At 45.7% G+C, this 21,791-nt stretch carries 18 protein-coding genes; 11 read left to right on the top strand and 7 right to left on the bottom strand.

The window, feature by feature from the left end:
* Positions 1 to 209: 209 nt before the first annotated feature.
* Positions 210 to 1,721, top strand: coding sequence for a 23S rRNA (uracil(1939)-C(5))-methyltransferase RlmD (gene rlmD / locus RTR63_RS02160; protein WP_312522408.1), 1,512 nt, complete (start codon positions 210 to 212; stop codon positions 1,719 to 1,721).
* Here rlmD and RTR63_RS02155 read toward each other — a convergent pair.
* Positions 1,718 to 2,902: a DUF1615 family protein gene (locus tag RTR63_RS02155; RefSeq protein ID WP_312522447.1), complete on the bottom strand. Its 1,185-nt coding sequence runs from the start codon at positions 2,900 to 2,902 to the stop codon at positions 1,718 to 1,720. The genes rlmD and RTR63_RS02155 overlap by 4 nt on opposite strands.
* Before the next feature lie 551 nt (positions 2,903 to 3,453).
* On the opposite strand from RTR63_RS02155, the gene RTR63_RS02150 reads away from it, so the two are divergent.
* From RTR63_RS02150 to RTR63_RS02135, 4 genes are all read left to right on the top strand, one after another.
* Positions 3,454 to 5,871 carry a RelA/SpoT family protein gene (locus tag RTR63_RS02150; protein WP_312522407.1) on the top strand — a complete coding sequence of 806 codons (2,418 nt, stop codon included), beginning with the start codon at positions 3,454 to 3,456 and terminating at the stop codon, positions 5,869 to 5,871.
* A 26-nt stretch (positions 5,872 to 5,897) separates the two neighbouring features.
* Positions 5,898 to 6,815: a bifunctional DNA-formamidopyrimidine glycosylase/DNA-(apurinic or apyrimidinic site) lyase gene (gene mutM, locus RTR63_RS02145; protein WP_312522405.1), complete on the top strand. Its 918-nt coding sequence runs from the start codon at positions 5,898 to 5,900 to the stop codon at positions 6,813 to 6,815.
* A 220-nt stretch (positions 6,816 to 7,035) separates the two neighbouring features.
* Positions 7,036 to 7,446: a hypothetical protein gene (locus RTR63_RS02140; RefSeq protein ID WP_312522404.1), complete on the top strand. Its 411-nt coding sequence runs from the start codon at positions 7,036 to 7,038 to the stop codon at positions 7,444 to 7,446.
* Between the two features lie 216 nt (positions 7,447 to 7,662).
* Entirely contained in the window at positions 7,663 to 8,562 is a 900-nt protein-coding gene (locus tag RTR63_RS02135) for an alpha/beta hydrolase family protein (RefSeq protein WP_312522403.1), read from the top strand.
* Positions 8,563 to 8,672: 110 nt separating this feature from the next.
* Here RTR63_RS02135 and RTR63_RS02130 read toward each other — a convergent pair whose 3' ends face one another.
* A complete protein-coding gene (locus RTR63_RS02130; RefSeq protein WP_312522402.1) occupies positions 8,673 to 9,389 on the bottom strand; it encodes an RluA family pseudouridine synthase in 717 nt (238 codons plus the stop codon).
* Positions 9,390 to 9,458: 69 nt separating this feature from the next.
* On the opposite strand from RTR63_RS02130, the gene RTR63_RS02125 reads away from it, so the two are divergent.
* Positions 9,459 to 9,641, top strand: a complete 183-nt coding sequence (locus RTR63_RS02125; protein WP_160001213.1) for a hypothetical protein — start codon at positions 9,459 to 9,461, stop codon at positions 9,639 to 9,641.
* 57 nt (positions 9,642 to 9,698) lie between these two features.
* Here RTR63_RS02125 and hemL read toward each other — a convergent pair whose 3' ends face one another.
* The 3 genes from hemL to RTR63_RS02110 form a co-directional block, all read right to left on the bottom strand.
* Positions 9,699 to 11,018, bottom strand: a complete 1,320-nt coding sequence (gene hemL, locus RTR63_RS02120; protein WP_312522401.1) for a glutamate-1-semialdehyde 2,1-aminomutase — start codon at positions 11,016 to 11,018, stop codon at positions 9,699 to 9,701.
* A gap of 295 nt (positions 11,019 to 11,313) precedes the next feature.
* Positions 11,314 to 12,240, bottom strand: a complete 927-nt coding sequence (gene ppk2, locus RTR63_RS02115; RefSeq protein ID WP_409418182.1) for a polyphosphate kinase 2 — start codon at positions 12,238 to 12,240, stop codon at positions 11,314 to 11,316.
* Between the two features lie 582 nt (positions 12,241 to 12,822).
* Positions 12,823 to 13,134, bottom strand: coding sequence for a YqfO family protein (locus RTR63_RS02110; RefSeq protein WP_312522443.1), 312 nt, complete (start codon positions 13,132 to 13,134; stop codon positions 12,823 to 12,825).
* 188 nt (positions 13,135 to 13,322) lie between these two features.
* Between RTR63_RS02110 and RTR63_RS02105 the strand changes: the two genes are divergently transcribed.
* Positions 13,323 to 13,757, top strand: a complete 435-nt coding sequence (locus tag RTR63_RS02105; RefSeq protein WP_312522400.1) for a YeeE/YedE family protein — start codon at positions 13,323 to 13,325, stop codon at positions 13,755 to 13,757.
* A 23-nt stretch (positions 13,758 to 13,780) separates the two neighbouring features.
* On the top strand, positions 13,781 to 14,209 hold the full coding sequence (locus tag RTR63_RS02100; RefSeq protein ID WP_312522398.1) for a DUF6691 family protein: 429 nt from the start codon (positions 13,781 to 13,783) through the stop codon (positions 14,207 to 14,209).
* An 8-nt stretch (positions 14,210 to 14,217) separates the two neighbouring features.
* Here RTR63_RS02100 and RTR63_RS02095 read toward each other — a convergent pair whose 3' ends face one another.
* Positions 14,218 to 14,880, bottom strand: coding sequence for a TetR/AcrR family transcriptional regulator (locus RTR63_RS02095; RefSeq protein WP_312522396.1), 663 nt, complete (start codon positions 14,878 to 14,880; stop codon positions 14,218 to 14,220).
* A 236-nt stretch (positions 14,881 to 15,116) separates the two neighbouring features.
* Between RTR63_RS02095 and RTR63_RS02090 the strand changes: the two genes are divergently transcribed.
* Positions 15,117 to 16,844: a GMC oxidoreductase gene (locus tag RTR63_RS02090; protein WP_312522394.1), complete on the top strand. Its 1,728-nt coding sequence runs from the start codon at positions 15,117 to 15,119 to the stop codon at positions 16,842 to 16,844.
* Positions 16,845 to 16,890: 46 nt separating this feature from the next.
* Positions 16,891 to 18,333: a coniferyl aldehyde dehydrogenase gene (locus RTR63_RS02085; protein WP_312522393.1), complete on the top strand. Its 1,443-nt coding sequence runs from the start codon at positions 16,891 to 16,893 to the stop codon at positions 18,331 to 18,333.
* Between the two features lie 143 nt (positions 18,334 to 18,476).
* On the opposite strand, the gene RTR63_RS02080 is transcribed toward RTR63_RS02085, so the two are convergent.
* Positions 18,477 to 19,721 (bottom strand): oxygenase MpaB family protein, encoded by a 1,245-nt coding sequence (locus RTR63_RS02080; protein ID WP_312522392.1) that lies wholly within the window; start codon positions 19,719 to 19,721, stop codon positions 18,477 to 18,479.
* A gap of 373 nt (positions 19,722 to 20,094) precedes the next feature.
* Here RTR63_RS02080 and RTR63_RS02075 point away from each other — a divergent pair, with 373 nt between their 5' ends.
* Complete coding sequence (locus RTR63_RS02075; RefSeq protein ID WP_312522391.1) at positions 20,095 to 21,747, top strand: MFS transporter; 1,653 nt, start codon at positions 20,095 to 20,097, stop codon at positions 21,745 to 21,747.
* The last annotated feature ends 44 nt before the right edge of the window (positions 21,748 to 21,791 follow it).

Raw genomic sequence — 21,791 nt, 5'->3', positions numbered from 1 at the left:
TTAGTGGTAAAATTTTAAAGCATTTAAAGAATGCCCTATGATAAGTGATGACCAGTTATGCAATCACATCCAAACCTTCTTCTTTGAGCGATGTAAAGTCAGGTATTGATATAAAAAAAATCCATTTTAAGCTATCATAACCGCAAAATTTTGATGAATTTTGTAATAAATATTTACACTGACCCTCGATTAAATAGGTTTTTTAATAAATGTCAAACGCTACCGCTGACCAAACTCCGTCTTCGCAACTCACCAAAAACCCAAGCAAAAAAATCAAACCCACCGCGCGGGTGCGTAAACGTTTGCAAGACGCCCCACCCGTTACCCTAACAGTGACCAACCTTGCCCATGACGGAAGGGGCGTGGCAACTTACGGTGACCAACCCGACCATCACCTTGATAAACATGGCAAAAAAGTATTCGTCAGCTTTGCGCTACCCAACGAGACCGTGAGCGTCAAAATCACAGGCTCACGTAAAAGTATGGAAGAAGGTGACGCGCTTGAAGTGTTGGCAAACCCAAACCCTCAACGCACCACCCCACCTTGCCCGCATTTCGGGGTGTGTGGTGGCTGTAGCTTACAGCACTGGCAACCCGATGGGCAGATTCAATTTAAGCAATCGGTACTGGCAGAGCTGCTCGAACACCAAGCCCATATCCAGCCTGAAAACTGGCTTCCCCCATTGGTTGCTGACCGTTTGGGCTACCGCACCAAGGCACGTATGGGCGTGCGCTATGTTGAGAAAAAAGGCACAGCATTGGTCGGTTTTCGTGAGCGCGCCAGTAATTTTTTGGCAAATTTAAATGAATGCCATATACTTGACCCGCGTGTCGGCTTTGAAATTGAGAACTTAAAAGCGCTTATCAGTTCGCTTGACGCCCGTGACCATATTCCACAGCTTGAATTAGCGATGGGTGAAACGCTTGATGATGTTATCGATAGCAAAAAATCAATTGCCGTTATTGTCCGTCATATGGTGGCTTTAGGTGAGCATGATATCGCAAAACTGCAAGCTTTTTTTGCCGAGCGTAACTGGCAGTTATTCTTACAGCCCAAAGGTAGCGACACGGTACATCGTATTGACCCATTGTATGAAAATACTGCCCATGCGCGCCCATCAAGCCTGACCGTGCCACCGACGGGCGGTTTGTTTTATCGGTTGCCAGAGTCTGATGTGACGTTTGAATTCTCACCACTGGATTTTACCCAAGTCAATTTGTCAGTCAATCGTAAAATGACCAAGCTGGCAATTGATTTGTTAGATTTGAAGCCAGGCGAGCGAGTGCTTGATTTATTTTGCGGTTTGGGCAATTTTAGTCTGCCACTGGCGCGTCAAGTGGGTGAAACTGGCTTTGTGATTGGGGTGGAAGGTAGCAGTGAGATGACACAGCGCGCCAAAATGAATGCCTCCGCCAACGGCTTGCACCATACCGACTTTTTTGCCCAAGATTTAACCAAAGATTTTTCTGCTGAGCCTTGGGTTGGGCAAGTCGATGCACTGCTGATTGACCCACCTCGCTCAGGTGCCTTAGAAGTGATGCAGTATCTGGATAAATTCAATGCCAAACGCATTGTGTATGTGTCGTGCAATCCGATTACGCTTGCCCGCGATACCGCCGTGCTGCTTGACAAAGGCTACAAGCTCACCCACGCGGGCGTGATGGATATGTTCCCGCACACAGGGCATGTGGAAAGTATTGCAAGATTTGAGAAACGCTAAAATTTGGCTTTATTCATACAATTTAAATAGCGTACGTTGACTTTGTCAGCGTACCATTTGGTATTGTAGTCACGGCTAAGCTTTGCCCCAGAGATGACCACTTGTGGCATGATGGCGGTAGGTGCATTTTTGCCAGTTTTCATTTTGTAAAGACTACCGATGGTGCGATAGGTTTCGGTATTTTCAAAATCTTGGCTTTTTTCTTTTGCCAAGTCCATGCGCACTTGTCGCTCCGTCAGGCTAATCATGCCTTGTTGTATCATTGATATCAGCGCCTGCTCACTTTGGCTGATATTGGCACTGATTTTATTGCCTTTTTCATAAATCAATAAATCCCCGTCATAGTCTATTTCGGCTTTGGATAACTCGTGCAGCATTTTTTGGAAAGCCGCATTACGGCTTGAATACATCCCTGAGTTGTAGTCAGCGAAGCGATAAATCGGGTCTTGATAATTGGCTTTATACAGTAGTAAGCGATGGATACCATAGTACAATCCGCCATATTGGCTATATAGGTCTTTACGCAGTTCAAGGTTATTGCCACTCATCCGGCGATGGTCACGCGCATAACTTACTTGCACCTGCATTGAGCCTAACGTGGTAATCGGGTCTAATTTTTCTTCGATATCCCCACCCACCAATTTGGTAACGCTGTTCAGTTTGCTGGCATAATATTTGCTTGAAAAATACGCAAACATCTGATGATAAATGTCGTCAAGTTCTTCTTCGGTTTTGACTTTAGCGATTTGTTTCTCAAAGCTGTTATCGGGCGTGGGCTCAGTTTTTAGCATGGTGCGAAAATACGGGGCTAGCGTTGAGCCCAATTTTTCTTCCAACTCCTCATTCATCGCTTTTAGGCTTGATTGCCCCAAATTCGCGACGGGCGGATTGGCTTTAAAATTGGACTCTTGGTCAATAATGGCAACAGCGGTACAAATATTTTGCGCGTTTTTTTCTATTTTTAGGGTATCAAAAATTTGGTTGATGTCTTGTGCCCAGCTTTTGCTATCTTGTCCACGTTTGGGAATCAGTTTGGCAATTTGTTTGGCACCAATGGGCGAGTTAGCGTCGGTTTGGGTTTGAAAATAATCACACCCTGTCAATCCAAGCGATAAAGTCAGCGTTATCGCCAACATTGACAGGATTTTACCAAAGTTCGCAAGGCTTTTTGAGCGGGTCATGGTAAAATCTGACGCTATAGTAGTCGCATTTGTAACAAAATGAGATGGTAATTTCATTAAACTCACCTATACTGAACAAGATAGTTTTATCCTAGTTTGGATTGAAGTTCGGGCAAATCACTGATTGGGCAGTTGACTGACACTAACTTGAGTGATACAAAAATTTTATCGACGGGTTGACTTGCAATTGTTTGCTAATAGACACATCTTAATAAAATTAACACATGATTAACATGAATAAAGTTAGTGTTAAATGGCTAAACATGGGCAACCCTAAAACGGTTAAGATATATAAAGTGACTATGGCATTTACTTTATTTTAACGTTTAACATTTATTTTAAGGCTTAACACGCCCAAAACCAACGCACTATGATAGCTAAAACGCGCTGCTATAGCGACTACTCTGTCATATTTTATTATTGCTAGCGCAGTATCAAATCAAACTTAATCACACAAAAATTCACAGGGAAAGTGAGTTGATAATTTTAAACAAACAAGGTTAGTTTTTTTGCTCTTTGAGGAAATCTGGTAAGTAAGGTGTAGAATTGACATGGTAAAAATACGAGAAAGTTTGCCGCTATTGGATGGAAAAGACGTTGATCATGATAGTACCACAATGATTGCGAGTATCACTGCCAGCCAGCGTCATTTCACCCATACTGACTTGCCCATTGTCTCTGAGCCTGCCAGTCACATTATCGATGAGCATACCATTGATACCGAAGCTTGGCTGGCATCGATGGCAAAACGTGCTCATCTCACTGAGCTGCCTGAGCTGACCAAAGCCTGTCAACTACTCAAAAATCAAGATTTAAGTACCGAAAGCAACCGCTCTAATGCGTTTTTGACTGGGATTGGGATTGCTGATATTTTGGGTTATCTGTACCAAGATGAAGCCACGCTCGTTGCTGCGATGTTATATCGTGCCGCGCGTATCCAAATTTTTACCCCCAAACAAATCCAAGCCACCTTTGGCGATGAAGTCGCAGAGCTGGTCCAAGAAACCCTAGCGCTGGGGCGACTGTCCGATTTGATAGAGAACAACAAGCGCTTAGAAGACCACTTTAACAACAACCAGCGCGAGCAGTTATCGGGCATTTATAACATGCTTATCTCGATGACCAACGATGTGCGTGTGGTGCTAATCAAATTGGCTGAGCGTACTTTTGCGATGCGGGAGTTGTCATATGCCAGCCCAGAGCGTCAGCAACGCGTCGCGCGCGAGGTCATGACAATTTACGCGCCGCTAGCGCATCGCATGGGTATTGCACAGCTTAAATGGGAGCTTGAGGACTTATCGTTTCGTTATCTTGCGCCTGACCGCTACAAAGAAATCGCCAAATTACTCTCTGAAAAACGTAGCGAGCGCGAAACCTATATCGACCGGGTTGCCCAACAACTGCGCGAGGCGTTAGCTGCACAAGGGATTGACGGGGAAATCACCGGTCGTGTCAAACACATCTATTCGATTTATCGTAAGATGAAACTCAAATCACTGTCGTTTGACCAGTTATATGACATCCGTGCACTGCGGGTACTGGTGCACAACAATGCCGATTGTTATCACGTATTGGGGCTGGTGCATGGTTTGTGGCGCTATATTCCAGAACAGTTTGATGACTACATCACCAATCCAAAAACCAATGGCTATCGCTCGCTACATACCGCGGTAATTGCCGAGAACAAATCGCTGGAAGTACAAATTCGTACCTTTGACATGCACTATGAAGCCGAACTTGGCATGTGTGCACACGTCAACTATAAAGAAGGCACCAAAAACAAAAAAGACGACTATCTAACCAAAAAAATCAGCTCACTGCGTCAGTTATTGCTCAATCAAGAAAATGCTGACAATCATGACCCCTTAAAATTTGTATTAGATAAACATGTTGAGCATGAGCATGGCGAGCTCGATGAAGAAGAACAAGTCGTTGATTTTGGTGAATTCGAGCGGATTTATGTGTTTAGTCGTGATGGTGACATCATCGAATTGCCCAAAGGCTCAACTGTGCTTGATTTTGCCTATCATGTGCATACCCATGTCGGCAATCGCGCCCAAGCTGCTCGCGTCAACAAACGCTATGTGCCGCTCACCTATCAGCTCAAAACAGGCGAGCAAGTTGAGATTATTACCAAGCAATCACGCGAACCAAACCGTGATTGGCTAGTGGCATCCTTAGGTTATATCAATACCAGTCGCGCTCGCAGCAAACTGCGCCAATGGTTTAATAAGCAAGACCGTGATAAAAATATCGAAACAGGTAAGCACATATTAACCAAAGAATTGGCGCGCATGTCGGTACACCCTAACAGTATCGATTTAAATGATTACGTCAAATTTTTTAATGCCAAAAACAGTGATGATATTTTGGTAGGGCTAGTCAACGGCAACGTTGAATTGCATAATTTGACCGGTCATATCAGTCGTCATCTAGATTTAGAGCCCGAAGTCACTGATACTGAGCTTATCCCAAGCATTCATCCCAAAGCCACAGGCAAGCTAGATGCGTATAAAATCGAAGTCGATGGCTTAGATAACATTGCTATTCACTTGGCGAATTGCTGCTCGCCTGTGCAAGGTGAGCCAATTGCGGGTTATATCACCCAGTCCAATGGCGTATCCGTCCACCGCAGTGATTGCGTCGAATACGAGCGACTGGTGGAGCGTGAGCCTGAACGCGCCATTAGTGCCGCTTGGTATGGCAATAAAGGCAAAAGCCAATTGGTACAAATATACCTTGAATCGTATGACAGGCGGGGCTTACTCAAAGACTTGACCCAAATCATCGACCAAGAAAATGTCAATATCCGCCAAGTCGATACCCTAAGCGGGGATGATGATATCGCGCGGTTGAATTTTACCATAGAAGTGACGGGGCTAAGTCAGTTGTCCAAGCTTTTGGCAAAACTAGAGCAGCAACATGGTATTATCTTGGCGCGTCGTATCGTCAATAACAACAAGTCTTAATGCTTTAAATAGGAGTCAAACGGCGTATGCCAGAATTGCCTGAAGTGCAGACGACAGCGACGAGTCTGCAACCTTTGCTCAATCAAACCGTTGAAAAAGTTAGCGTCTTTCAGCCCAAATTGCGTTGGGCGGTGCCTGATGACTTGGTAAGTTTGGTAGATTATCAACTTATCAACATTGAGCGCCGAGCCAAATATCTGATTCTCACCTTTAACGGGGGCGCGGCGCAAAAAAAACTGCTCATCCACTTGGGGATGTCGGGTAGCTTACAGCAGCATCCTGTGGGGTTTGACAAGCGTAAACACGATCATGTGATTTTGACGTTTAATGATGGCAAAAAACTCACCCAACTGCATTATCATGACCCACGGCGGTTTGGTATGTTACTGTGGTTAGAGGACTATGAAGACAAGCTGATTACCCATTTGGGTGTAGAGCCGCTATCAGAAGATTTTAGCGCTGACTATCTATATCACCATATCCACAATCGCAAAAAACCGATTGAACGCCCCATCAAATCGGTAATTATGGCGCAAGAGATTGTGGTCGGTGTGGGCAATATCTATGCAACCGAAAGCCTATTTTTATCAAAAATTCATCCGTTGACCCCTGCCCATCTCATCAATCATGAACAGCTGACCACCTTGGTCGCCCATATTCGACAAGTCCTACAAACATCGATTGAAAAAGGCGGCTCAACGTTAAAAGATTTTACCGTAGCGGATGGAAAAACGGGGTATTTTCAGCAGACGTTACTAGTATATGGGCATAAAGGCGCTGATTGCCCAAGCTGTGGCACTACCATCGAAAATGTCAAAATCAATCAGCGTGCCAGCACGTTCTGTCCCACTTGCCAGCCGCTGATAACCCACAAAAAATCAGTGAAAAAATCAGTGAAAAAACCACTCAAAAAAACGCTTAAAAAAATAACGGCTCTGCTTTAACGTAAAAAAACCTGCAGCAAAGACAATTTTACTTGATAATTCTTGGCAAAATTGATGTAATGTTCCTGAATTATTCAGCAACAACCTAGCAAAACTTGTTAGGTACAACCTGTCAGTCAACCCCAGTTATCTAGTTGCCTAATTATTTATTTATTCATTGATTTAGTTAGTTAGCTAGTTACCTCGTTAATGGGGGCTTGCTGCCAGTTAGGAACCTGCTATGAAACTATTAAATACGATTGCGTCAGCCGTAGCCTTAATGATTGCAACGATGACTTGCAGCTTTGCCGCTACCGAAATTGATGAAAAAGATTTTGGTCCAACCTATGGCTCCATGGTCGCTGATACCATTGTGGGTAAGCCATTGGGCGCATTGGCAGTGGTGGGCGGCGTGGTGACGGCGATTGCCAGTATGCCATTTACCATCTATAACGATGAAATCGATCAGGTAGAACGCAAGCTGATTCTTGAGCCACTGGCGGCACTCGATCGCTGCTTGGGCTGTACCCCTGCTGAAGACCAATATTTTCGCTCACAGCGCCCTAATAATAACCAAGTGCGCGTCACCGTTGATGGACCTTCTGAGATTTTAATCAACACCAACCAAAAAGTTGTTGTGAAAACCCCTTAGTTTTTTGTCAACGATTCAAACAAGCAATTAGCCGCCGCTGATTGCTTTTTTTATGACTGTTATGTTCATGATAACTTTTTTGCACCCATAAATTGTTTGCTATAGTCGCTTTTAAACGAGTCTTATCATCATTTGTCAACATTTGGCTGAGTACTCGTATAAAAAGCGCTCGTATAAGCTTGTATAAAAAGTTGATTGCCAAGGAAGATAACAGTCATGTCGAACCTAAATCTAAAAACACCGTCAGCCTTAGCCTCACACCCTACCCAGCAAACCATTCAAATAGCCACCAAACACCCTGCCACACTGGCGGCGACTGTGTTTCGTCCCGATACGGTTAAAGCCGCCGTGATGATTGCGCCCGCAACAGGTATCAAACGGCAGTTTTATCAAAATTTTGCACAGTATTTAATGGAGCATGGCTATGGCGTCATCAGCTATGACAATGAAGATATTGGCGAGTCGATGCAAGGTGACCTCAAGCACTCTAATGCATCATTGATTAGCTGGGGACGCTACGATATGACTGCGGTGCTTGATAGGCTGATTCAAGAGTTTCCCAATACCAGCTATCATCTGGTCGGTCATAGCGCAGGCGGTCAATTATTTGGTTTGATGCCCAATTATCACAAGTTCACATCCGTGTTTAACGTTGCCTGTTCATCTGGGCAAATCCGTAATATGGCGATGCCCTATCGTGCCAAAGCCATGTGGTTTATGGATGTATTTATTCCCGTGTCCAATGTGTTGTTTGGCTATACCCAATCAAGCAAGATTGGCATGGGCGAAGATTTGCCCAAAAACGTCGCCAAACAGTGGCGAGATTGGTGCAATGGCGCAGGCTATATCAAAACCGCCTTCGGTAAAACAGTGAAAACCCACTATTACAATGAGGTTAACTTGCCTGCTATGTGGGTGAATGCCCCAGATGATGATATCGCCAATGATAAGAATGTCGCCGATATGATTCGGGTGTTTCCCAACATGCAAGCCACCACCCAAACGCTAAAACCCAAAGATTATGGCTTACAGCATATCGGTCATATGAAGTTCTTTAGCCGACAAAACCAACTGCTCTGGCAGCAAACCCTTGATTGGTTGCACCGACATGGGTAATTAAACAAGGGGCATGGTGATTATGCCCCTTGTTTGCTGCTAACAGTCGGATGAAAACAGCACGCTAAACCCTATCATTTTAAAAGCTAGCTTGTTAATAACCCACGCAGTTAAAACGGTACGGGGCTTTCCCATTCCATCCATACACCCGTATTGGGATGTTTTAAGCGTAATTTGTGTGCATGTAAGCAAAGCCTAGGCGATAAATCAAACGCTTGACCGTCCAATACATCTTGCGCGTAGATGGGGTCGCCAAGCATCACATGCCCGATATGCAGCATATGAACGCGTAGTTGATGACTTCGCCCTGTGACAGGATACAAGGCGACACGGCTAACCGCCTTACCCTCACGCAGTTCGTGGTGCAAGGTTTCATATTTCGTATAGGCGCGTTTATCCCAACTCATATCGACGATATGCTTGGGTTTTTGTGGTGGGTCGTAGCGCACGGGCACATCGATTTCGCCTTGCTGCGGCGGCGTTCCCCAGACCAGCGCTTGGTATTCTTTGCTCGGAATACGCTCGATAAATTGTTTACTGATATGGCTTTGCGCTTCGCTGTGGCGCGCAAAAATAATAATGCCTGAGGTGTCCATATCAAGTCTGTGAATAAGTTTGACGTTGGGGTCGGCTTTGAGCAAACGCGATTGCAAGCTTACTTTGAGTTCTTTACCATCCACGGATAACAGCCCGTGCGGTTTGTCGATGACCCAAATGTCGTCATCACGATATAGGGTAACAGATTTGGCAAACTCATCAAAAAAGCTTTGCGGTTTTAGCTTCTCTTCTTCGTTATATCGAGCAATTTTTTCTGCAGTTAAAGCCATATTACTTCGTCATGATTCATTGAAAAGTGCTATATTAGCATAACATTTGATGGATTTAGGCATGATAAAATGAATAATGAAAAACTCAAAAAAATAACGCTATGGTGTATGGCAATCTCGGCTTTACTGTTGACACTTAGTTCTTTAATAAATTATTTTCAAAGAAAAGATATGGCTGAGCAACGACAAAATATCGACCAAGCGACTGAATTTCTCAAGCAAATCCCACAAAACGCCAGTGCGCCAAATTAGCAGCCAATACAAAAGGCTACGTTAAACAATAGCCTTTTTTAAACCTAAATAATTAAGTTAAGCTTTATTTGCCATATCTTTAAACACGTCTTTTGCCGCTTGCAACGTGGCATCTAAGTCCTCTTGCGAATGCTCACTACTTACAAAGGCGGCCTCAAAGGCGGATGGCGCAAGATACACACCGCGATCGAGCATACCGTGGAAGAAGGTCGCAAATTTTTGCGCATCGCATTGACACACCTCTTCAAAGTTTTGTGGCAATGTATCGCTATCAGTAAAGAACATCCCAAACATACCGCCACAGCGCGTGGTTTTAAAGCCAATACCCGCATCCTTCGCCAACTGTTCAAGATTATCAGTCAAGTAAACGACTTTTTCGCTTAATGCGTCATAAAAACCCTCAGCCGTGAGCAAATCAAACATGGCAATACCGGCACGCATCGCCAGTGGATTGCCCGATAAGGTGCCTGCTTGATACACGCCGCCTAACGGCGCAATACACTCCATAATCTCACGTTTACCACCAAACGCCCCGACTGGCAGACCTGCACCGATGATTTTACCAAACGTGGTCAAGTCTGGTGTGATGCCAAAATGGGCTTGCGCTGACTGTAAGCCAACTCGGAAGCCTGTCATCACTTCATCAAAAATTAGCACAGCGCCATGCGCGGTACACTCGGCACGCAAGGTATCGTGAAATTCTTGCGTGGGTACAATCATGTTCATGTTGCCGGCGATAGGCTCGACAATCACACAAGCGATGTCATTGCCAAATTGCGCAAAGCAGTCTTTGATGGCTTGCGGGTCGTTGTAACGAATCGTGATAGTATGTTTGGCAAAATCGGCAGGGACGCCTTTTGAGCTGGGTTCACCGATATCTAGCATGCCCGAACCCGCTTTGACCAGTAGACTGTCGCTATGACCGTGATAACAGCCTTCAAATTTGACAATTTTGTCGCGTCCTGTATAGCCGCGTGCTAGACGAATGGCGGACATGGTGGCTTCAGTCCCTGAGCTGGTCATACGGATTAATTCAACACTGGGAATCAATTCGCAGATTTTGTCCGCCACCGTGGTCTCAAACGTGGTGGGGGCGCCAAAGCTTAACCCGTCATCTGCCGCATTTTTGACCGCTTCGATAATATGGGGGTGGGCATGACCCAAAATCATCGGTCCCCATGATCCTACATAATCTATGTAGGGTTTGCCTTCAGTATCATACATCTTGCTGCCACGGGCACGGCTGATAAAGACAGGCGTACCCCCCACACCTGCAAACGCCCGCACAGGAGAATTCACGCCACCAGGGATATGGGCTTTGGCTTGTCTAAACAGTAATTGGTTGGTTGTCGAGTTGTTTGAGTTATTTGAATTCATGGGGCTCTCAGCTAGATAAATTTTTGCCTATTTTAACAAAATTCGGGGGTATTGAATACGCTTGCCCTCTATCTTGAATTTGGCTGGCTTGAATTTGGCTGGCGAAAAATAGGGGCTCGTTGATAAAAAATGTGGTTTTGGCTTTTTTGATATATCCCCACCTTTTGGCAGCAATGTTTTGGTAGCAATGGTAGCGAACTACTTGCTGCTCTCTTTAAAACTAAAAACCCCCAATGCCGTGCACTGGGGTTGTTTTGTTGTTTTGCGGTTTTTGACCCATTATTTTGCTAGGCAATTATTTGTGACTATTGAATAAGATATTTGGGACTGCCAATTCGTTATATTCACCTTTTTCATATAAAGCCCCGGCACGACCCACAATCAATGGGTCAACTGTCCCCACGACTTTAGGGTCTTTATTGTCGTAAGGGAGTTTGCTTAATACATAGCGCATGGCATTCAAACGCGCGCGCTTTTTATCGGTGGACTTGATGACAATCCAAGGCGATTCTGCACTGTCGGTGTTAAAGAACATGGTTTCTTTGGCAAGGGTGTAATCATCCCATTTGTCGAGTGACGCTTTATCAATGGGTGACAGTTTCCATTGTTTGAGCGGATGGGCTTCACGCTCGGCAAAACGGCGGCGCTGCTCTTCACGACTGACTGAGAACCAAAATTTGATTAAATGAATACCTGAGCTAATCAGATGTTTTTCAAACTCTGGGACTTGGCGCATAAAGTCATTGTATTGGTCTTCGGTACAAAAACCCATGACACGCTCGACGCCAGCACGGTTATACCATGAACGGTCAAATAGCACGATTTCGCCCTTGGTCGGTAGATGCTGGACATAACGCTGGAAGTACCATTGACCCGCTTCTTGCTCGGTGGGTTTTTCAAGGGCAACGACTTTGGCACCGCGCGGATTTAAGTGTTCCATAAAGCGTTTGATGGTACCGCCTTTACCTGCGGCATCACGACCTTCAAAGATGATGACGATTTTTTGCCCGCTATCTTTGACCCATTTTTGCAGTTTTAATAGTTCAACTTGTAGCTCGTATTTTTGGGCTTCATAGTTTTTGCGTGACATACGGTTTTTGTAGGGATAACCGCCTTCACGCCAGTTGTCAGCCAATTCGTCGTCTTTGTTGATTTTGCTTTGCACGCTAGTGGTTTGGCTGCCAAATAGTTTTTTGACTTCGTTGATTTCATCGTTGGACATACCATTGATCAGCGCTTGCAAGTGCTCTGCCATTTTCTCGACATCGCCTGTAGTTAGGTCTTGATTCATGATGCTCTCGATGGCGCGTTTTTTGGCATTGGCTTTTTCACTCACCCCTGCTTGCTGCGACTGCTCAAGCAACACTGTGGGGTCGGTCTCATAAGGTTGGTCAATACGCTCGGTCGCTGGTGTTTTAGTACTGCGGCGCGCTGGGGTCTTTGTAGCTAGGGTCTTTGTAGCTAGGGTCTTGGTAGGCTGCGACTTTTGGGGCTTCGCTTTATCCGTTTTGGCATTGTCAGTTTTGGTACTGTCAGTTTTAACACTATTTGTCGCTGTGCTATTGGGGGGATTTGCCATGTCTCGCTCCTTAAATTCAATGGTCGGCTGATGGGTTGAAGTAAAGTGTAACAAATTATTTACTATTGACTATAGACCATTTAAACCCAAGCCACAATCGCTTTTTGCCCTACATTCTGGTCATAATTTTCACTTGTAGTCGAGGCAAAAAAGGCGTTTAATAACCTTAGGCATGTAAGTAGATAGGTAAGCGAATCAGTCATCGGGTGAGGATAAACTGGATGGCTAAATATCTTCAAGCTTTAGCACATCATAAGCGGGGGTTTCATACGGGTGTGCCTGTTTTAACGCTTGCACTACCGCTTTGATGCGCTCAGCTGCAACCACCATCTCGACCCGCCATTCTTCGATTGTTTGTAATTCATTGGTCGTACCAATAAAGGCTTGATTGCCTGCCAATGGCATAAACTGTCCTGTACCCAACACCTGCCAACAGCAATACTGATAATTGCCAATCTGCCCTGCCCCTGCGTCAAACAAGGCTTGCTTTACAGCCTCTAAATAATCGGTCGGTATGTAGGTGGTGAGTTTATACATGATTGGTTTTTTCATCCCTGTCATTATTAGGTACTTGCCTTAATCTAGCATATTTTTTTTGCAAAAAGCGCGTTGGTTGGTAGTTTTTCGTTGATTATTCCCGCGTTTTAAAAAAATTCACCCTTAAACGCGCTATATATTATACAATATTGTATAATATATATTATTGTGAAATGCTTAGGTGGCGTATGGTGTTATTTTCTATTGCAGATTATAGTCATCCATTGGTGGGTGGTATGTTGATTGGGCTCTCTGCGGTTATGCTGTGGTGGAGTATTGCCAAGATTGCTGGCATCAGTGGCATTGTCGCTAGTCTCTGGCAGCCAAACTCACCCGATTTTGCTTGGCAATTGGCGTTTTTTGTGGGCTTGCTAGTATCGCCTTGGGTGTTTGCTATGTTCTGTAGCTTGCCAACCATCACGGTATCATCATCGCCTTGGCTGTATGTCATCGCAGGGTTATTGGTCGGTGTGGGCACGCGAATGGGCTCAGGGTGTACCAGTGGTCATGGTATCTGTGGCAATGCGCGCTTTTCACCCCGTTCATTGGTGGCAACCATCGCTTTTATGGCTACCGGTTTTTTGACGGTGTTTATCGGTCGTCATTTGTTGTCATTGATTTAATTGAGACGTTAGGGACATCTATCATGCGAAAAGAAATTGTGTTATTGATTAGTGGTATCTGTGGGTTGGTTTTTGGTACAGGCTTGATTGTCAGTGATATGGCAAACCCAAAAACCGTACAAAGCTTTCTTGATCTCGCAGGCGATTGGAATCCTGCGTTGATGTTGGTGATGGTTGGCGCGCTCATTGTCGCCACCATCGGTTTTAACTTAAGTCGCTTAAAAAAGACCAGTCTATCGGGTGCGCCATTCCCACCGATTCGCCGCGGTATTGATATGCGCTTGGCGATTGGGTCGATGATATTTGGTATCGGTTGGGGCATCGCTGGCATCTGCCCTGCCCCTGCGGTGGTACTCATGGGCATGGGTATCTGGCAAGGGATGGTGTTTTTTGTCGCCATGCTAGTGGGTATGGGGATGGTGATAGCGTTTGATAACACCCAATCTGCTTAGTCATCAGTTTAGTCATCATTAGGGTGAAATAACCGATAAAACCCAGACGCCATGAGCCAACTGGCTAGTTGCTGTGGCGTTTCTGTTTGCCCTTGCCGCACCCAATGAATGTAGGTGTGATACAGCATTCCTGAAGCAAATACCAGATTGTACTCCCCGCTTTTATCCTGATGTGGCGCTGTGATAGCTTGACAAGTCAATGACTGCTTTTTGCGGTATTCAACAAAAATTTTGCTATTAAGGAGGGTGTCTAAAATCAGCCCTTCAAAGCCTTGATTGAGCAAAATCTTGGTTGATAACTCAAACTTGCTCAAATAGTCAAACACGCGTACCAAAAACGCATAAAACTCGCCCTCGCTTGCCGCCGTCAAATCGATAAAAGGAAAATCATGCTCAATCTGCGCCAAATAGTCTTTGAGTAACGCAAGTTTGCTATCGTAATTGCGGTAATAGCCCATGCGACTCACGCCCGCCTTTTGGGTCAGCTCGGTGACACTGATATCGGCAAATGGGGTGGATTCCATGAATTTGAGCAGCGCTATGGCGAGCGAACGTCTGACCACGGTGTTGGCATTGCCCATGATATGCGCCTGCTGTCCAAAATCACTCAAGCTCGACTCAATACTCGTACCCGTGGGCGATAGAAGCGGTGTGAAGGTTGGCTTTGGCACGCGTTAATCCTTTCAACTCAATCCTTTACTTAATTTATCAAAACAAAACGAACCCAAATGTCACAGTTGCAGCAGCCTGCTGAAAAATTAGTATACCCTAATCAGGTAGCGGGTTGAACTGTTTAGCGCTAAACCGCTGTTATACAAAGACAGATACAGCCAAAAAGTCACTGTAAGGTAGCACGCGGCAGGTCAGCTATAAGGACAACTATTAAGGAAAATAAGGAAAGCGATACATGGAGGGTCAATCATTTGATACGGATTTTTTGGTCATAGGCTCAGGCTTTGGCGGTAGCGTCTCGGCGATGCGACTGACCGAAAAAGGCTATCGCGTGATTATCGCTGAGCAAGGCAAGCATATATCCCCCGAGACCATGCCCAAAACCGTGCGCGATATCAAGCAGTTTTTGTGGTTGCCTGCGCTCAAGTACAAAGGTTTTTTTTCGCTTCAGCTATTTAAGCATGTCATGGTGTTGCATGGGAATGCGGTGGGCGGCGGCTCAATCACTTATGCCAACACCTTATTACAGCCAGAAGACAAAATCTGGCAACAAGGTAGCTGGGCAGGGCTTCACGACTGGGAAGCGGTGATGCCACAACATTATGAGACCGCCAAACGCATGCTAGGCGTGAGCCAAAACAAAAAAGTCGGTAACGCAGATTTGATGCTACAAAAAATGGCAAACATGAGTGGCGTGGGCGATAGTTTTTATCTTACCAATGTGGGCGCCTACTTTAGTGAACATGACACGTATGCTCACCCTGCTGTCAATGGTGACCCGTATTTTGGCGGCGCAGGTCCTAAGCGCAGTCCTTGTATAGGCTGTGGTGGCTGTATGGTGGGCTGCCGTTATGGCGCCAAAAATACCCTAGATAAAAACTACCTGTATTTTGCCCAAAAAAATGGCGCTACCCTGCTCGCTGAAACCAAAGTCACGGATATAGTACCGATAGTCGATGCTAGCAAATCGCCCAGCGACCCTGCCTATCAAAACGGTTCGCAAGGCTATCGGGTGACGCTTCAATCAGCGGATAAAGGGGAGTATCAAATCACCACCCAACAAATTGTACTGTCAGCCTCCAGCCTTGGTAGCCAAAAACTGCTGTTTGAGCAGCGCCATAAAGGCAATATGCCTCGTATTTCCCCTTATCTTGGCAAGCGTATCTATACCAATGCTGAATCTTTGCTGGGCGTGCGATTTTTGGATGAGCAACATGGCGCCATGAGCGATGGCGTGGCTATCGGCTCTGGGATTTATTTGGGCGATGGTACACACATTGAGGCGACACGTTATCCTGAAGGCTTTAATATTGCGTCCTTTTTGGCGACGTTAAGCAATTATAAAAACGGCAAAAAAATGTCGCTACTGGCTTGGTTATGGTGTTTTATAGTGCAGTTTATCGTCAAGCCCCGTCAAGCGTGGCGTGCATTTCGACCGCATAATATGGCAAAACAAAGCCTTATCTTGCTATGTATGCAAAGCACGCCGTATGCGCTTGAAATGCGCTATCAAAAAAGCCCGTGGTGGCGGGCTTGGTTGGGTAGTCGCTACCAGATGCAAACCTATGGCCCTGCCATCCCCGCCTTTATTCCAGAAGCAAGCGCGTTTGCCGAGCAGATGGCAACCCAAATGGGGGGAGTCGGTTATGGCGTGCTATCGGAAGTATTTTTGAACATCCCGACCACCGCACATTGTATGGGTGGAATTTCGCTAGGCAATTCTGCAGCAGATGGCGTGGTCGATAAGTACCATCGATTGTTTAATTATCAAGGGTTTTATGTCTGCGATGGCGGCAATATCTCGACCAACTTGGGTGTCAACCCAAGCCTCACCATAACAGCGTTGACAGAGCATGCCATGAGCCATATTCCGCACAAATCGACCCAGTTACTGCATGCTGCAGATACCACAAGGCAAAACGTGACGCTCGTTCAAAAAGATGCTAGCAAGATACCGGCTTAACTGCTATGTTGAGTTAAAATTTAACTAAATGATTGGGATAATACACATGACACCTCAAGACAACTCAGATGCAACTAATTCGGATGCAACTATCAATACCATGCAGCAGCAGTTTGACATCATGCGGACGGCTAGCCGCCAAGACCAATATGTTGATTGGTCAATTCGTAGTGCGCGGCTAAAAAAATTAGAACAGTTGGTGATGGATAACCAAAGCGAGATTATCACCGCTATTCATGCCGACTTTGGACAGCGCCCAGCGGCTGAAACCACCATGCTTGAACTGTTCCCAACGCTTGAAGCGATTCGTTATACACAAAAGCACGGCAAAGCTTGGTCTGCCAAACAACCGGTCAAAACTGGGATTTGGTTTTTGCCCGCTCGTAGCTATATCCAGCCACAGCCGTTAGGACTCGTAGGCATTATTGCACCTTGGAACTATCCGCTGTATTTGGTGATTGCGCCGCTGGCTGCCGCATTGGTGGCAGGCAATCGTGCGATGCTCAAAGTCTCAGAAGCCTCACCGAATTTTGAGCAGTGGCTGGCTAATGCGTTACCCAAATACTTTGCCGCAGACGAAGTGACCTTGATTACAGGGGGTGTCGAAGTCGCGCAAGCCTTTAGCCGCTTACCATTTGACCATTTATTTTTTACTGGCTCTACCGCAGTGGGCAAACATATCATGAAAGCCGCTGCACAGAATTTGACCCCTGTCACCCTTGAGCTGGGCGGCAAATCCCCTGTCGTGGTGACGCCGAGCGCTGATTTGGCAAAAACTGTCAACCGCGTATGGACAGGCAAAACCATGAACGCAGGGCAAACCTGTATTGCGCCTGATTATGTGTTGATGCAGGCGGATAAAAAACACGCCTTTATCGAACAATCAACCGCATGGCTTGACGCCCACTACCCCAATCTTGCAGACAATCCTGACTATAGCTTTGTCATCAATCCCAAGCAAGCCAGCCGCGTGCAAGGTTATCTTGATGAAGCCAAACAGCGCGGTGCCACCCTCATTCCACTGACCGATTATGAAGTGAATATCGAAACTGGATTTTTCCCGCCGATGATTGTCACCGATTTACCCAGCGATGCTAAATTGCTGACCGAGGAGATTTTTGCCCCCGTATTGCCACTGGTGTCCTACCAAGACTTGACGCAAGCGGTGGCGTATGTGAATGAGCGTGACCGCCCACTGGCGCTGTATGTGTTTGGCGAGGACAAAGCCGACACCGACTACGTGCTCGCGCATACGGTGAGTGGCGGCGCGTGTATTAACGAAACTATTTTTCACATTGCCCAGCAAAATCTGCCGTTTGGTGGTGTCGGGGCATCAGGAATGGGGCGTTACCACGGCAAATATAGCTTTGACACCTTCTCTCATCCAAAAGCGGTGTTTAAACAAAGTCACCTTAATTTCGCGCATTTGCTCCAACCACCGTATGGCAAGACCTTTTGGAACATGATGAAGGTGATTTTAAAAGCCTAGTGATTGCAATGCTTAGACAACCTTGTATGGATAACATTGTCTATATAACCTTGCATAAGTCACCGTTACTGTCACTCTGGTAAATTGGTAACGTCGTATGTGCTAGTTCATTGGTATGTGCTAGTTCATTGGTATGTGCTAGCTCATTGGTAATAGTTGTCGTGCTTTTTGAGCCACCAGTTCATGTTATCTTGGCGTTTGGCGCGAAATTGCGCCAATCTTTTGGCAATAGCCGCATTGTGCGCTCGTGCGGTATCAAGCCCAAATAGAATCGGCACACTGACAAGCACGCCATAGCGCCATTTTGGGCTAGGCAGTCCCAAGCCATCGCCAATATCATCACCCACTAAAGTCCGTGTGACACTGGCATTGATCCGCTCAACCAGCTGTCCACGTCTGTTATCCTCACCCATAATTTGTGAGGGTAAATCATGCAGCGCTTTAGCGAGCGGTTTACCAAATTCAAAGTCTAATTGCTGGGTTGCCAAATAGCTATAAAGCCATGCCCACGCCTCGGTTTCATCTTCAGGAATGCGCGCCAACTCAATCCCCATCCACCAACTTGCCAGTTGCCATAAGTGCATGATGCCTTGGGACTCTTCGGCGCTGATTCTTGCCCCCAGTAATTTTAGTCCGCGCATAATGAGTAGCGAAAACTGCAAGTGGGTTGCCACCATATCGGTTTGGTTAATGGGCAACCCCCAGTAGCCACTGTCCCAATCATGGCTGCATAATTGTTGTCTTACCAGACCGTGTATCTGACGCACTTGCAGACTTTGTCGCCAGCCTTCTGTGCCAATCGCCAATGGGGGTTGCTGGTTGCGGCTAATCGCTGGGTACTCAGACACTGCCAAAATATACGCATAGGTTCGCATGAGCCTTGGCAATGCATCATGCACTAACGCCCCTGTTTTGATGAGTGGTAATGAGAGCGCAGGTATACTATACCCTGCCATTAGCGCGACATTACGCAGTAACCAAATCAGCATTAACGGATAGCGCCGATAGGCAATTGCGCCAATCTCGGCAAGCTTGGCATCATACCAACTTGGATATTGGCAAAACTGCTGATACAGCGTCTCAAACGCGGGCTGTTGCAATAACGCTTTGGCTGCTGATACGTTATTCGTTTGCGCTATCCCTTGCTCATGCAAAATCAATTGCTGCAGGGGTTTGGCAAATTTGATACCGCTGGATAACAGCGCATCGACAGGCTGATCTGCGATACCATACCCCTGCTGCATCTGTTGCAATAAATCCTTTGACACCTCAAAATCACGGGGCAATAAAAATCGTTTGATACGCTGCAACACTTGTAAATCAGCATGGTGGTCAATGTCAGTATTGCGCCCCAGTGTCGGCAAATCGGTTTGATAAAGCGGGTTCATAGTAGTGGTAAATCAGTGATGAATAAACAGATAGCCTAGCGCATTTTGGCAAATAAAAAACACCTGTGCGCCAAAAAAATCGAATTTTTTTGTTTAAAAATGTTAGACCTTAATCGACTGTGTGTATTTACTGGATGAATTTGACCTTTAGCTTGCCTGATGGGTTTCAATGACCAGTGAGATAATGATTGATTGGATAATGAAGGCTTGGGTAATGATGACTAGCATAGCGTTAGTCCATGTCATATGTCACGTTGATAAAACTGTATCATGTCACATTTATCGAACTATTTTGTCGCTGACGCTAAGCCTATTTTTGATTACACTATAGCCAACCTCTCTTGTCTTAACAGTATCAAAATCGAGCTACCCTTTGAAATCACCTAGAATCTTAGAAACGCCACCCAATTGGACCGAAGATGAAAAACCCGCGTTACCCGGTTCCCCGCCGAGTATTGCTCACTCTCGATCAAAAAGTATATTGTACTTTGTCATCGGTGTTTTTATTGCCATTTGTGGTGGCTTGGGCAACGGCATTATTACCGCCAATTTACCGCAAATCCAAGGCGAATATGCGCTGACACCCTCACAAGTGGCTTGGATACCTGCTGTGTATGTGATGGCAAATGTCAGCGCCAACCTGCTGCTGTTTAAAGCGCGTCAACAATTTGGGTTGCGCTGGTTTTCTGAAATATCCCTGCTGATGTTTATGCTGGTGATGTTTATTCATATATTTGTGCAAAACTATCCGATGGCTTTACTGGTCAGGGCGATAGGAGGCTTTGTCGCGGCGCCGTTATCCTCACTCGGGCTTTATTATGTGATGCAAGCATTCCCCAGTCAGTATCGCCTACAAGGTTTATATATTGGTTTTGGGGTCAGTGCGCTGGCGATTCCGTTGGCTTGGATAATGTCCCCTTATTTGGTCAATGTGAACGACTGGACTCGGCTTTACACCTTTGAGTTTGGTTTGGCGCTGTGTTGTTTTGCGATGGTAGTCGCCGTCAAGTTGCCACGAAGTTTACGTATCGAAGTGTATGAAAAGAAAGACATTCTCACCTTTTTGTTATTGGCGCCCGGTTTTGGGTTACTGTGTGGGGTGCTAGTACAAGGGTCGATTTTGTGGTGGGAAAACTCACCGTTATTGGCTTATATGCTTATTGGTGCGTTGGCGCTGTTGATGTCAGGCTTTTTCTTTGAGCATTACCGCAAAAATCCCTTGATTATGACCCGCTGGCTGGGAAGTTTTGCGTTATTGCGTTTTGTGGTCGGTGCTTTTTTACTGCGTTTGATTATGTCTGAGCAAAGTTATGCGGTGGTGAATTTTTTAAAATCCCAAGGTCTCATGTCCGACCAGTTTGTGGGTTTTTATACGGTCATATTTTTTGGTATGTTGGCAGGTTTGATAGTCAGCGCCCTGACCTTTTCACGCGATCATTTGATTCCGCCGATGGTGGTGGCGACTTTGCTCGTAGCGATTGCCGGTGTGTATGATGCCAATATGCTCACCAGTGACGTACGACCCCAAAATTTTTATCTCAGTCAATTTGCAGTCGCGTTTGCAGGCTCACTGTTTATGGGTCCATTGGTATTGATGGGATTTGGGCTGACGCTGCGACAAAGCGTCAATCATGTCATTACCTTTATCATCTTGTTTGGTGCGACCCAAAACTTTGGCGGGCTGATAGGCTCGGCTTTTTATAGCACCCTGCAACAGCAGCTCACCCAGTATCATAAACAAAGTATTTTACAGCAAATGCAATCGACAGATGCCACGGTAACCCAGCGGCTTCAACAATACCAAGCAGGGTTTAAACCCGTCATCACCGACAACAATTTGTCGCAGCAACAAGCCCAACAAGCCCTCAACCAAATTGTCACACGAGAAGCGCAGATTAAAGCGTATGGCGATATCATTACTGTGAATAGTTACATTGCCACGTTCTTATTTGCTTGGGGTATGATTAATATCGCCCGCAAAAAATACATTGAAAATCGGCAAAAAGTAGCAATTAAGCAAACTTAGATTGGATACGCTAGAAGGTAAAACAAGGCAACCCAATTAGATAA

It is taken from the genome of Moraxella sp. CTOTU47724, assembly GCF_032014955.1.
Classification (GTDB): Bacteria; Pseudomonadota; Gammaproteobacteria; order Pseudomonadales; family Moraxellaceae; genus Faucicola; species Faucicola tetraodonis.
The sequence above is the reverse complement of the archived record's forward strand: the minus strand, read 5'-3'. Positions and strand labels throughout refer to the sequence as shown.

Coding starts and splice junctions, on each gene's coding strand:
- RTR63_RS02080 (WP_312522392.1), bottom strand. CDS start 19,721: ATGAACCCGCTTTATCAAACCGATTTGCCGACACTGGGGCGCAATACT.
- rlmD (WP_312522408.1), top strand. CDS start 210: ATGTCAAACGCTACCGCTGACCAAACTCCGTCTTCGCAACTCACCAAA.
- RTR63_RS02135 (WP_312522403.1), top strand. CDS start 7,663: ATGTCGAACCTAAATCTAAAAACACCGTCAGCCTTAGCCTCACACCCT.
- RTR63_RS02105 (WP_312522400.1), top strand. CDS start 13,323: ATGGTGTTATTTTCTATTGCAGATTATAGTCATCCATTGGTGGGTGGT.
- RTR63_RS02100 (WP_312522398.1), top strand. CDS start 13,781: ATGCGAAAAGAAATTGTGTTATTGATTAGTGGTATCTGTGGGTTGGTT.
- RTR63_RS02130 (WP_312522402.1), bottom strand. CDS start 9,389: ATGGCTTTAACTGCAGAAAAAATTGCTCGATATAACGAAGAAGAGAAG.
- RTR63_RS02140 (WP_312522404.1), top strand. CDS start 7,036: ATGAAACTATTAAATACGATTGCGTCAGCCGTAGCCTTAATGATTGCA.
- mutM (WP_312522405.1), top strand. CDS start 5,898: ATGCCAGAATTGCCTGAAGTGCAGACGACAGCGACGAGTCTGCAACCT.
- RTR63_RS02085 (WP_312522393.1), top strand. CDS start 16,891: ATGACACCTCAAGACAACTCAGATGCAACTAATTCGGATGCAACTATC.
- hemL (WP_312522401.1), bottom strand. CDS start 11,018: ATGAATTCAAATAACTCAAACAACTCGACAACCAACCAATTACTGTTT.
- RTR63_RS02110 (WP_312522443.1), bottom strand. CDS start 13,134: ATGTATAAACTCACCACCTACATACCGACCGATTATTTAGAGGCTGTA.
- RTR63_RS02090 (WP_312522394.1), top strand. CDS start 15,117: ATGGAGGGTCAATCATTTGATACGGATTTTTTGGTCATAGGCTCAGGC.
- RTR63_RS02150 (WP_312522407.1), top strand. CDS start 3,454: ATGGTAAAAATACGAGAAAGTTTGCCGCTATTGGATGGAAAAGACGTT.
- RTR63_RS02155 (WP_312522447.1), bottom strand. CDS start 2,902: ATGACCCGCTCAAAAAGCCTTGCGAACTTTGGTAAAATCCTGTCAATG.
- ppk2 (WP_409418182.1), bottom strand. CDS start 12,240: ATGTCCAACGATGAAATCAACGAAGTCAAAAAACTATTTGGCAGCCAA.
- RTR63_RS02125 (WP_160001213.1), top strand. CDS start 9,459: ATGAATAATGAAAAACTCAAAAAAATAACGCTATGGTGTATGGCAATC.